This is a genomic window from Mesorhizobium sp., assembly GCF_024509055.1.
Taxonomy (GTDB): domain Bacteria; phylum Pseudomonadota; class Alphaproteobacteria; order Rhizobiales; family Rhizobiaceae; genus Mesorhizobium.
Genome location: NZ_JANINM010000493.1, coordinates 1 through 11908, shown reverse-complemented (window position 1 = coordinate 11908; position 11908 = coordinate 1). Strand labels below are relative to the sequence as shown.

At 63.0% G+C, this 11908-nt stretch carries 11 protein-coding genes; 7 read left to right on the top strand and 4 right to left on the bottom strand.

The window, feature by feature from the left end; all coding sequences use genetic code 11:
* The first annotated feature begins 170 nt into the window (after positions 1–170).
* The 4 genes from Q0L57_RS29060 to Q0L57_RS29045 all read left to right on the top strand — a co-directional run bounded on the left by Q0L57_RS29060 (position 171) and on the right by Q0L57_RS29045 (position 4477).
* Positions 171–1616: a GMC family oxidoreductase gene (locus Q0L57_RS29060; RefSeq protein ID WP_296746530.1), complete on the top strand. Its 1446-nt coding sequence runs from the start codon at positions 171–173 to the stop codon at positions 1614–1616.
* Between the two features lie 11 nt (positions 1617–1627).
* The gene (locus Q0L57_RS29055; RefSeq protein ID WP_296746529.1) at positions 1628–2071 is read left to right on the top strand and encodes a hypothetical protein; all 444 of its coding nucleotides are present in this window, start codon (positions 1628–1630) and stop codon (positions 2069–2071) included.
* A gap of 42 nt (positions 2072–2113) precedes the next feature.
* The gene (locus tag Q0L57_RS29050; protein WP_296746528.1) at positions 2114–3334 is read left to right on the top strand and encodes a glycosyltransferase family 2 protein; all 1221 of its coding nucleotides are present in this window, start codon (positions 2114–2116) and stop codon (positions 3332–3334) included.
* 63 nt (positions 3335–3397) lie between these two features.
* Entirely contained in the window at positions 3398–4477 is a 1080-nt protein-coding gene (locus Q0L57_RS29045) for a glycosyltransferase (RefSeq protein ID WP_296746527.1), read from the top strand.
* A gap of 52 nt (positions 4478–4529) precedes the next feature.
* Here Q0L57_RS29045 and Q0L57_RS29040 read toward each other — a convergent pair whose 3' ends face one another.
* From Q0L57_RS29040 to Q0L57_RS29030, 3 genes are all read right to left on the bottom strand, one after another.
* Complete coding sequence (locus tag Q0L57_RS29040; RefSeq protein WP_296746526.1) at positions 4530–5327, bottom strand: family 16 glycosylhydrolase; 798 nt, start codon at positions 5325–5327, stop codon at positions 4530–4532.
* Positions 5328–5449: 122 nt separating this feature from the next.
* Entirely contained in the window at positions 5450–6472 is a 1023-nt protein-coding gene (locus tag Q0L57_RS29035) for a phosphoribosyltransferase (RefSeq protein ID WP_296746525.1), read from the bottom strand.
* A gap of 76 nt (positions 6473–6548) precedes the next feature.
* Positions 6549–8045 (bottom strand): lipopolysaccharide biosynthesis protein, encoded by a 1497-nt coding sequence (locus Q0L57_RS29030; protein WP_366940963.1) that lies wholly within the window; start codon positions 8043–8045, stop codon positions 6549–6551.
* On the opposite strand from Q0L57_RS29030, the gene Q0L57_RS29025 reads away from it, so the two are divergent.
* Positions 8030–8224: a hypothetical protein gene (locus tag Q0L57_RS29025; RefSeq protein WP_296746532.1), complete on the top strand. Its 195-nt coding sequence runs from the start codon at positions 8030–8032 to the stop codon at positions 8222–8224. The genes Q0L57_RS29030 and Q0L57_RS29025 overlap by 16 nt on opposite strands.
* Positions 8225–8283: 59 nt before the next feature.
* Here the strand turns inward: Q0L57_RS29025 and Q0L57_RS29020 are convergent, their stop codons facing one another.
* Complete coding sequence (locus Q0L57_RS29020; protein WP_296746523.1) at positions 8284–9543, bottom strand: glycosyltransferase family 4 protein; 1260 nt, start codon at positions 9541–9543, stop codon at positions 8284–8286.
* A 461-nt stretch (positions 9544–10004) separates the two neighbouring features.
* Between Q0L57_RS29020 and Q0L57_RS29015 the strand changes: the two genes are divergently transcribed.
* Entirely contained in the window at positions 10005–11177 is a 1173-nt protein-coding gene (locus Q0L57_RS29015) for a glycosyltransferase (protein WP_296746522.1), read from the top strand.
* Positions 11178–11199: 22 nt separating this feature from the next.
* Positions 11200–11908, top strand: a 709-nt coding sequence (locus Q0L57_RS29010; protein ID WP_296746531.1) for a glycosyltransferase family 2 protein, incomplete at its 3' end; no start/stop codon positions are given.

The window sequence follows — 11908 nt, the reverse complement described above, 5'->3', positions numbered from 1 at the left end:
ACCTCTACGACCCGAAGGTGATCGCGCGCTACGGCATCGAATATTTCTCGATCGGCAGGATGGCGGCATGACCGCGCCGGTCGAAAGCTGCCCAAGAAACTTTTCCGGCCCCGGCCAGCGGACATGGGGCCGACAATGACTTTGCGTGTAACAGGAAGGGGTCCGATCTGATGGTGCTGGACGTTCAGCCCGAACAAGTCGCCAATGAGCATTTCGATCTCGTCGTCATCGGTTCCGGCTTCGGTTCGGCCTTCTTCCTGCACGAGTTCTCCAAGCGGCGCAAAGCCCGCGTCCTGCTGCTCGAATGGGGCCGCCACAACACGCATGAATGGCAGCTCGAGCAGGACGCCAACACCGATATCGCCGATGAAAGCACCTACAAGACCGACAATGCCGACAAGCCGTGGAACTATACGATAGGGCTCGGCGGCGGCACCAACTGCTGGTACGCGCAGACCCCGCGTTTCCACCCCAACGACTTCAGGCTGAAGAGCACCTACGGCGTCGGCAATGACTGGCCGATCAGCTATGATGATCTGGAGCCGTTCTATTCCGACGCCGAAGACGTCATGTCGATCTCGGGCGATCCCGACATGGCCCGGATGCTGCCGCGCTCGCGGCCCTTTCCGCAACCGCCGCACCGCATGTCGACGCCGGATCGGATGATGAAAGCGGCACAGCCGGAGCAGCACTTCGTGATGCCGACCGCGCGGGCGCGCGTCGCCACCTCACAGCGTGGCTCATGCTGCGCCAATCTCAGATGCTGGCTGTGTCCGGCTGATGCCAAGTTCACCGCCAACAACGGCCTTATGCATGTCTTCCAGCATCCCGAGGTGTCAGTCTGCCTCGGTGCGGAAGTGCGCCGGCTCGACCATGTCGGCGGCTCCGTGCGTTCGGTAATCTTCCTGCGCGACGGCAAGGAGTATTCGGTCAGCGGCGACCTCGTCGTTCTAGGCGCCAACGCCATTCAGAGCCCCGCGATCATGCTTCGCTCGGGGCTCGGCGGCGAGTTCGTCGGCCTCGGCCTGCACGAGTCCTATGGCTGGAACTATGAGGTCTATCTCGACGGCGTCGACAATTTCGATGGCAGCACCATCACCACCGGCCTGAATTTCGGCCTCTACGACGGGCCTCATCGTGCCGAGCATGCCGCCGCGCTCGTCTATTTCGAGAACCGATGGCAGCACGGCATGCGGGCCGAGAAAGATCGGCACCGGCAGGTGCTGCCGCTGGTCGTCGTCACCGAAAACCTGCTCGATCCGGAAAACCGCGTCGTCCTGGACGAGGAGGGGAACGCCTTCGTCAACTTCAGGGGTGCATCCGATTACGCCGTCAACGGCATGGCCAAGGCGCTCGAAAGGCTGCCGGAACTGCTCAAGCCTCTACCGGTCGAAAGGATATTCGATCGCGGCATCCGGCCGACCGAATCGCATGTGCAGGGCACCTTGCGGATGGGCACGGGTCCGGCCGACTCGGTGGTCGACCGCGACATGATCCACCACCAGCTGAGGAACCTCGTGGTCGTCGGCACCAGCACCTATCCGAGCTGTTCCTGCGCCAACCCGAGCCTGACCGCCGCCGCTCTTTCCCTGCGCGCCGCGAGCCGGCTGGCTTGAAGGAGAGGTCGATGAAGGTCACGCGCCGCACAGCCCTCGCCATCGTTGCCGGCGGAATTGCCTCGACCGGCATTGCCGCGGCCGGCATATCGTCGCTTTCGGACGAGGACCTCGTCCGTGTCACCCTGGAAAGATATTTCGGCCCGCTCAACATGCGCATCGAGCATCTGCAGCAGTTCGTGCTCGAATTCCGCAACCGCAACCCATGGATATTCCCGAACGGCAAGCTGGCGAGCGCGGTTACGGTGGCCGAGACAGTGAAACTGGGCGAGGCGCGTCAGCTGCTGCCGAGGCAGAAGCGTCGCGATCTGCGCCACTTCGACCGCTGGGTCATCGCCGAGTTCCATATGCTGACAGACTATGCCTGGCGCAGTTCGCCCAATGACCCGATCCGGTTCACCGGCTGGCATCCATGCGCCAATCCCTTCGCCAATCTGGAGCCGCAGGATGCTTGAGATCGGCGCCACCGAATTCCGAATTCTGGAGTGAGATCATCAATGACTGCCAAGCAGAGACCGACAGTCACGGTTATCGTCCCGACCTTCAACCGGGAGAAGTTCCTGCCCGAATCGATCGGCAGCCTGCTCCGGCAGACGGTGGCGCCGGATCAGATCCTCATTGTCGACGATGGTTCGACGGACAACACCAGCACGGTGGCGGCAGCTTTCGGCGCGCCAGTTGAATATTACCGCAAGGAGAACGGCGGCAAGTCGACCGCGCTGAATTTCGCCCTGAAGCATTGCACGGGCGATTTCGTCTGGATTTTCGACGACGACGACGTCGCGCATCCGACGGCGCTGGAGCGGTTCCTGGCGGCGTTCGAGCGGGAGCCGACCGCCGATTTCGCCTTTGGCGAGTATGCGCGTTTTCAGCGCTCGCCGCAGATCGAAGATCAGGATTACGAAATCGTCGCCTTCGGGCATGTCGGCCAGGACAACTTTTTCCCATCCCACCTCGAATACTGCCATGTCCATCAGCCGGGCCTGCTCGTGCGCCGCAAATGCTACGACGAGGTGGGGGGCTTCAACGAGGCGCTGGTCCGGTCGCAGGACTACGAGATGATGCTCAGGCTCGCGCGCCGGTTCAAAGCCGTCAGGGTCGACGGCATCATGTTCTTCCAGCGCCAGCACGACATGGTGCGGGGCAGCACTAAGGTCGTGATTTCCTATGCCAACAGGGTCAAGGCCTGGGGCTCTTACGACCGCATGATCATGGAGGAGATCTACAGCTCGGTTGATCTCCATGAGTATCTCGATCGCTCGGAGCAGTCCTTGGACAGGACCCCGGATCTCGAGATGCAGGCGCTGCTGCAGCGTTCAAGCATCATGGCCAGGAAGGGGATGTGGCATCACGCCGCCGAAGACATCCGGCGCTATGCCTTGCTCGCCGAGCGCGCCGGAAAGACAGGCTTGAGCGACAAGGAGCGCGCCATCGTGCGACGCACCTTCGAAGCCTACGACACCGGTTTGGCATCCGCGCCGGCCGACGAATTCGTTTCGGCTGTCAAGGCGTGGAAACCGGGAGCGCTGAAGGTGGACATACTCAAGGAGTACATGCACTCGTTCCCCCATTTTCTCGCGCGGGATTTGAAGGCGGGAAAGCTCGTTCCCGCATCGAAGCTGTGGCGCGAATACTCGGCGTTGTCGCTGTCAGCCTCGGTCGGCCGCCTGTACCAGGCAATGACCTCCAAGCTTCCGTCGTTGCGCGATGCAAGCTGACCGTCGCCTGCCTGTCGCAATTGAGCGCCAGCCTGTCCGCCGGATCGAACCAGGAGCCGATCGATGAAAGTGCTTTTCGCAAGCGGCAACGGGTACATTCCCGAGTTTACCGGCGGCGTGCAATCCAACACCCACAATCTGGTCGGGCAACTGAACAGGCACGGCCACCAGGCATCGGTGCTCGCCTCGCTGTTCGGCGACGGCATGTTCGGCCTCAAGGCGCGTGCCAAGATGAAGCTGCTGCGGCAGCCGGCGGTCATCGACAATTTTCCCGGCTATCCGGTGGTGCGCGCCTGGTTCCCATGGGAGGCGGCCCGCTTCGCTGTCGAGAAGACCAGGCCCAACGTCGCCGTCGTGCAGTGCCACAAGTCGGTCCTGCTCGGGAAGGCGCTTCACGCCGAGGGCGTGCCGCTGGTCGTCTATCTTCACAACGTCGAATTCCATGAGCTGGCTGGCGATCCGCGCGAATTGCACTCGGCGCTTTTCATCGCCAATTCCGAATTCACGGCGCGCACCTACAAGGCAAAATTCGACATCGATTCGATCGTGCTGCCGCCGACCATAAACCAAGCCGTCTACTGCACGCCGACGACCGGCGAGTTCGTCACCATGATCAATCCCTACGAGGAAAAAGGCTTCGACCTCGCGGTGAAGATCGCCGCCGCTTGCCCGGAGATTCCGTTCCTGTTTGTCGAAAGCTGGAAGCTGGACGAGGACCATCGCGCCCGGGTCGATAAGGCCATCGCGCCCCTCCCGAACGTCAGGCTGGAAAACCGGACCAACGACATGAAGACGGTCTATGGGCGCACGAAAATCCTGCTTGCCCCGAGCAAGTGGGAAGAAGCTTGGGGCCGCGTTGCGTCGGAGGCCCATTGCAGCGGCATTCCCGTCGTCGGCTCGCGGCGCGGCGGCCTGCCGGAGGCGATCGGTCCGGGCGGTGTGGTGCTCGACTACGACGCGCCGCTCGCGGACTGGGTCGCGGCGGTCAGGCGGCTCTGGAACGACCGCGAGGAGTACGATCGGCTCTCGGCCGAGGCGCATGCTTTCTCCCGGCGTCCGGAACTCGATCCGGAGCGCCAGTTCGCAACCTTCTTTTCCTTGCTCGACAGGGCGGCAGGACAGCGCGTCCGCCGCGTCGCGTAGACGGATAGCACCGCAGCCGGACGCGGAATGCGCCCGGCTTACGATGCCAGCCTCACGAGGACAAATCGGTTCTCTTGTAGCCGTGAATGGTCATGACCAGTTTGTCGCTGGGCGCCATCGGCTCCCATTGCCCGGCCCAGCGCGGGTCCATCACGGACCCCGCCGCGACCCACAGATCGAAATAGGGCTTCATGGGCTTGTCCGGGAAGGCGCCGCCGGTCGTATCGGCGGGCGTCACGACAGCGGCTTCCTTGCCGTTGATCAGGAAGGCAACACGCTTGCCCGCCTCATATTCGATGCCGAGCCGGTAGCGCTTGCCAGACAGGTCCCCGAGCTCGATCCATTTGACCCACACGCTCTTGTGCTGGTTGTTCACACTCGCAAAGACGGTGAGCTGCAGCCCTTTCGTGCCGACGACCTCGAAGTCGATTTCCTCATGGGCCTTGTCGTTGAACGTCCACAGCGGGGCGGCGATAAGCCCGGGCCTCATCTTCGGCAACGTGACGTCCACTTCCCAGCGTGCCGATGAAGCGTCCGACGACTTGCCGCCGGTGATGACCTGCGCCGAGGCCTTCTCGCTGACGGTCAGCTGAAGTTCGCCGTTGACGATCTTGACGTTCTCGCCTTTCCAACCGTAACCGCCGAGCTTGGGTTCGTTCCATTGCGAGGGAACGAAGGGGTTCTCATACTTCCAGAGCTGAAGCTTGACCTTCGACCAGTCGGGAAGCGGGCCGGGCGCGGGCTTTGCTCCTTGCTCGGCGGCGGTTTGCGCCAGGGCTCGTCCGGCAAGCAGCGGCACTGCCACTGAAACACCAAGCGATGCCAGGATTTTTCTGCGTGTGATGTTCATAGCCGATCTCCGATTGCAGCCCCCCAATGGGTGATAGGGTCTTCAAGGGTCGTTCGTTTCGATTGGACTGAGCGTTGCATGACAAAAGGACCAGAAGATGTGCCTGCGGCTTGGCGGGCGGGTCAGGCCGGTCGCCTGACCCGGTTCTTCACCGATTCGTAGCCGCGCTCGCCGAGCAGCAACCGGGCCATTTTCTTGGCCACTGCCTTGCGTCCGCCGGGCGAATTGACCTGTCTCAGGCGGGTCGGAAGGTTGCGGGCAGCCTGCTCGAGCGCCGGCAGCGACAGCGCGTTGGGGTAGGTCACGACGTTGGTTTCGACGCACAGCACCGGCTTGCCCGACAGTTCGGCGATGTTTAGCGCCTGCTGGTGTTCGCTCTCGATGAACAGGATGGCGTCCGATTTGCGGTAGAAGCCTGCCTTGAAGCTGCCATGCGCGCCGAGCCGCTGCCGTTCGGCCTTGTTGGGCAGGTCGAGCATGACGAGATGGTCGTACCTGATCCCGTGTTCCTCGAGCCAGGCCTCGGTCAGCTTGCGGTATTTCTCCAGCCGGCTCGTCACCAGCCAGCCGATCTTGCGGGTCGGTCCGAGCAACGGCCGCGCGCCGGCGAGAAATTTCTCGTAGGCCGGCCCGTCATCGTTCTCTTCTTCGGTCGGGTCGAGGCAGAGCACGCCGTCGATATCGACGCAGCACTGTTCGAGGAAGACGTGGTGCATGAAGTTCCACTGGAACATCCTGGGATGCGGCACCACTTCGAAGACGACGTCAGTTTCCTCGTGCTGCAGCGACAGCCCGAACACGGCGGCGAAGATGAAGTCGCCCTCGATGCCGCTGGCGGCAACCTTCTCGCGCGCGTCGCGCATCGCGGTGCCGCCGATGATGCTGTCGTCGATCACCAGGATCTTGCGCATCTCCGAGGTTTGCCGGTCGAGTCCTGCCCAGCGCTTCGTGAGCCCGGACGTGTAGAGCCTGCCGGCCAGGAAACTGTCGAGATCGGTCATCGGGATATTCGCCGTCAGGCTGACCAGCGTGGCGGCGAGAATGCCGCTTCTCGGCACGCCGACGACCAGGTCGATGTCGCGCGGCAACCGATGCAAATTCCGCACGATTGCGTCGTTCATGTCTGAGATCGATCGGTAGTTCATGCGTTGTCCCTGTTCTGAGATCGGCAGTACCGCGGACTGAACGCCGGCGATGTGCGCGTCGTTGCGCCCGGCATCGTCATTTCGCTTCGCTCGGAGCGGGCGAGAACCCGCGCGCCGGGATCAGCCTCAATGCCTCGCGCAGCGCCTCCCGGCCGGTGCCGAAGGCAAGCGCGACGAGAATGGTGACGGCGTAGGAGAGCGCTGCGCCGGCAGCCAGCGCGACGACCGGCGGCGCTGCCAGCATCGGCTTGGCGAGCCAGACGGCGGCCAAGGCCAGATGCGCGCCGAGTACGAAAGGAAAAGCGCCCTGGAACACGTGGCTCGCCCGCAGCGGTCCGGTCTTCCCGACATAGAGCCACAGGAAAGGCGTCCTCAGATACTCGCTGATCGCATAGGCGACCGCGACGCCGAACGCGCCGTAGGGTAGGCCGATGGCGAAGGCCAGCACCGAGGTGACGGCAGTGATGATGCCCCAGCGCATGAAGTCGCCCGAGCGTCCCTGGCTGACGAAGAGCCATCCGGCCGGATTGTTGAGCGGCTGCAGCAGGCCGGCAAAGCCCAGTGCCAGGAAGATCGGCGCGCTCCCCCGCCATTGCTCGCCGAGCACGAAGGGAATGAGTCGGTCCGACATGGCGGTGGCGAAGGCGACGCCCGGAAGCGCCACCAGAAGGATCAGCGGCATGACGCGCAGATAGGCGCTGCGGTAGCGATCCGGCTCGTCCTTCAGCCGTGAAAGCGCCGGCACCATGACCTTGGCCAGCGGGTTGGTGATCTGGCTCAGCGGGAAAAGCAGGAGCTTATAGGCGCGGTCATAGAGCCCGAGTTGCGCCTCGCCCCAATATTTGCCGATCAGCACATTGTCGAGGTTGCGGGCAAAGAAGTTGGCGAAGTTGAAGCCCGTGATGCCCGCGCCGAAATTGATCAGTGCGCCGATGCCGTCGACCCTGCGTGGAAAGCTGGGACGCCAGCGCGAGGAAGCCCAGTAGCAGAGCGTCGGCAGCACCGCGGCCGCCAGCGTGCCGGCGAAAAGCGCCCAGTAGGAGCGGTCGATGAAGGTCCAGGCGATCGAGACGCCGACACCGGTGACGGCGCTGGCGATGTCGATGATGGCCAGCCGGGTGAACTCCATGCGGCGCGTCAGCAGGGCCACGTGCTGGGCGCCGAGACCATAGGCCAGGATCTGCAGGCCGAAAGCGGCGACGAGGCCCGTCACGCGCGGCTCGCCGTAGAAAGCGGCGACCAGGGGAGCGGAGCCCGCAAGCACGCAGGCCAGCAACGCGCTCACCGCGACATTGACCCAGAAAAGGTAGTTGACCTCTTCGTCCCGGATGCCGGTCTTCTGGATCGTCGCCTGGGTCAGGCCGAAATCCTGGAACAGCGCGATAAAGGCAAGCACCGGCGCGGACATCGCGATCACGCCGAAGTCCTGCGGCGACAGCAAGCGCGAAAGCACGATGACGGAGACCATCTGCGTCGCCACGCGCACGCCTTGCGCTAGGGCTGTTACGACGGCGCCACGTCCGACTGATTTGCGAAGGGAGCCTTCTGGCGGATCGAATGCACTGGCTTGCAAATTCAGGATTCCTGACTTTCGCACGTTCAAGTTCCGAGAACCTGACCGTCGTTGAGTACCGAAATGCCCCGTCCAGCATCGAAGTGTGCGCCAACGATATGGCAATTTTTGCGACGCCGCATCAAAATTGTTGCAATGCAGCAAAATTTTACGATTTGCAGAACGACAGTGGCGGCTGACGGTTCGAACGCCTTCCAGCCTGGGCTGGCTAGGGGCGCGATGTAGCGGGTTGTGCTGGTCAGGCCGCGGAAGCGACCGGCCCGCCAGGGGGCTGCCTCGTGGCGCCTCGCGAACCGGAAACGGGCGGCAGCGACCGTGGAGAGGAAGTGTCGAGCGCCGGATCTAGCTGTGCCGGGTCCCTCGTACGCTCCAAGGCCACGCGCTCGTAAAGAGCATCGAGAAAATTGCCAGCCGGCTCAGATCCGAACATGACCTCCGCGGTTCGGCGGGCCTCGCGCCGCAGCGGCGCCATCAGTTTCGGCTGCCCTATGTAAATGGCCAGCCGGTCGATGGCCTCGGTGGCGAGGCGTTCGACCTCGTCGCGGAAATATTGCGCATAGTCCTGGTCGCCGCGGAAGTCATACCCAGGGCTCCACCAGTCGCCAACCTCGTTCAGCTTCACGGGCAGTGAAATTCCGTTGACGCCATCTTCCAGGAACTCCGGCAAGGCACAGACCCTGGTACCGAGGACCGGCGTGTGCTCTGACATCGATTCCAGCGCCGAATAGCCGAAGGTGTCGCCGAAAGTGGCAAGAACGCCGAAATGCGAATTGCGCAGCATTTGCCGCACCGCTTCGTTGGGTAGCGCGCCGTGGTGCTGGACGTTCTTCAGGCCGAGCAGCTTGATGTAGGGGTCGAAGAAGCCAGTGCTCGTCGGATCGGTCCATATATAGCCGCCGACCTGCAGGCTTGAAACGATGTTTACCCGGATCGGCAGGTTCCGCTCGATCGCCTTTTCGGCGATCTTGACCGCCACGCAGCCGCCCTTGCGGCCGAAATGGGCGCCAACGAATGTCAGGATGAGCTCTTCGGCATTGTTGTCCGCCATCGCGTCCTCGACGGCCGGGACCACGATGTTGGGATGGCGCACGATCAGCTTGTCCGTCAGCAGCGCGAGATCGGGATTGTCGGCGTGCTGGTCCAGAAAGCACCTGCGGGCGAAATGCGAGAGGGCAATGATGCGACGGCAGCCGGGGCCGGCAATCCGCGACCTCATGTAGCGGGCCATACGCCCCTGCTTGTTGAGCGCGAACTGCCTCGGAAGGTGCGATTCGAACGAAATGACGAACTTCGAGGCGTTGAGCGGGATGCGGTTGAACGCATGCACCAGATCGGCAGGCGGCGTCGGGTCTATGAGCGTCACGCCTTCCAGCTTCGACGAGACAAGGTTGAGGGGCAGGAACCGCTTGCGGACGATCCTGTGTCTCGACGCCCGCGGCGTCACGAAATTTGTCGGATACCTGTCGTCATAGACGGCAATACGGAGAGACTTAGCCAAGCTTCACCCCACTCGTCTTCAAACCAGTGGCATGCAGGGCCTTCGCGACGTGAACTATCGCCGCCGAACGACCGCAAATCTTCTATACCGCACCGCAACCAAATGAAAGCGCGGACCCCCAAGCCACATTCTCATTCCCAACATTGCGGCGCCATTTAAAAACCTTTTTTGCTGCGGTGCAATACAATCTTTAACCGATAGTTTACCCTGCTCATCATCGCCTTGGGATCCGGATCGGACTGCCTGAAGGCCCTAAAAACCCGCCTGTCGCGAACAAAAAGATGCTTTGAGGGCGTCGCCGCGGCGAAAGGACTCGCCAGACGGCTCACGCTGAGTTGAGTGGGCCTTGTTTGTGCGGCGCAAACCATTTGTCAGTTTTGCAACGCCGCACCAAAAATGTTGCGATGCAGCAAAAGCTGTACTAGCATCCTCTTGGGTGGGCCCAACAGCGGTCGAGTTTCATGCTGCATGTCTTGTACCTTGTGCATGACGTATCCGACCCGGCGGTGCGCCGGCGGGTCAACATGCTCAAGGCAGGCGGCGCCAGGATAACCCTGGCGGGTTTCCGCCGGACCACCAATCCGATTGCCGAGATCGAGGGGCTCGAGCCGGTCGATCTTGGCCCGACGCGCGACGGCCGATTCGCGCAGCGAATCGGTGCGGTCGCCAAGGCGGCGGTATCGATCGGCGCCAAGCTCGGCGCCATGCCGAGGCCCGATCTCATCATCGCGCGCAACCTCGAAATGCTGGCGCTTGCCCGCCGCGCGAATGCCGCGCTCGGGGCAGGCGTGCCCATCGTCTATGAATGCCTCGACATTCACCGCCTGGTGCTGCGCAATGATTTCGTCGGCAGGACGCTGCGCGGCGCCGAGCGTCATCTCGCCCGCGATGTGAAGCTGCTGGTCACCAGCTCGCCGGCCTTTGTCGCCAATTACTTCGAGCCGTTCGGGCAGGTCGCCGCGCCGATCGAGCTGGTCGAGAACAAATATTTCGACGTCGCCCCGGTTACGCCGGACGACAGGGTAAAAGCCGACAGTCCCGACGCGCCACCATGGCGCATCGGCTGGTTCGGCGCTTTGCGGTGCCGCCGCTCCTTGGAGCTCCTGGCCGAGTTCAGCCGCCGCCAGGGTGGGCGCTTCGAGGTCGTGCTCAGGGGGCGCCCGGCGCTTTCGGAGTTCGCGGATTTTCACGGCTTCGTCGAGGCCGAGCCGTGGCTTTCCTTTCGCGGGCCCTACCGCAATCCCGAGGACATGGCGGCGATCTACCGGGAGGTGCATTTCTCCTGGGCGATCGATTTCTTCGAGCACGGCCAGAATTCCGAATGGCTGCTGCCCAACCGCCTCTACGAAGGCTGCCGATTCGGCGCCGTGCCGATCTCCATGGCCGGTACTGAAACCGGGCGATTCCTCAAACATCAGGACATCGGCGTGCTTCTGTCTGAAGCGACGCCTGAGGGCCTCGAAGCAATGCTTGGCCGGATGGATCCGGATCGGTTTCGCCGCCTGAAATCAAGGGTGCTGGCCCGCAATCCGAGAACCTGGAGCTACGATCGCAGCGACTGCATGGCCTTCGTCGACAAGCTGCGCGACCTAGCGGTCGCCCCTGCCGCCTTCGCGAACCAGGCTGCAGCGTAGAATGAGTATGGACAAAAAGCCGATGACGCAGGCCACCGCATCGACCCTGATCGTCATTCCCTGCCTCAACGAGGCGGCGCATATCGGCGGGCTGCTCGAACAATTGCGGCCGGCTGCGGCAAGGCTTGGCGCTCGCATCGTCGTCGCCGATGGCGGCAGCACTGACGGCACTCAAGCCATCGTCGAAAAGCTCGCGGCCCAGGACCCGAATGTCGTCCTGCTGGCCAACCCTAAACGCATCCAGAGCGCTGCCATCAACCTGGCGGTCGCGACCTTCGGCGACAGCGCCGACTACCTCATCCGCATTGACGCCCATGGCGGCTATCCCGCCGATTACTGCGACCGGCTGGTCGAAGAGGCTTTAGCCACCGGTGCTGATTCGGTGGTCGTCGCGATGCTGACCAGCGGCACCGGCGCCGTGCAGAAGGCGGTCGCGGCGGCTCAGAATTCCAAGCTCGGCACCGGCGGGTCGAAGCACAGGCACTTGTCTGCCGGCGAATGGGTCGACCATGGCCATCATGCGCTGATGCGCATCGCTGCCTTCAGGGCTGTGGGGGGCTATGACGAGACCTTCAGCCACAACGAGGACGCCGAGCTCGACTATCGTTTGCGCCAGGCCGGCTACCGCATCTGGATGAGCGGCGGCACGCAGATGGTCTACTATCCGCGTTCTACTCTGAAGAGCCTCTATTTCCAGTATCTCGGCTACGGCCGCGGCCGCGCCAAGAACG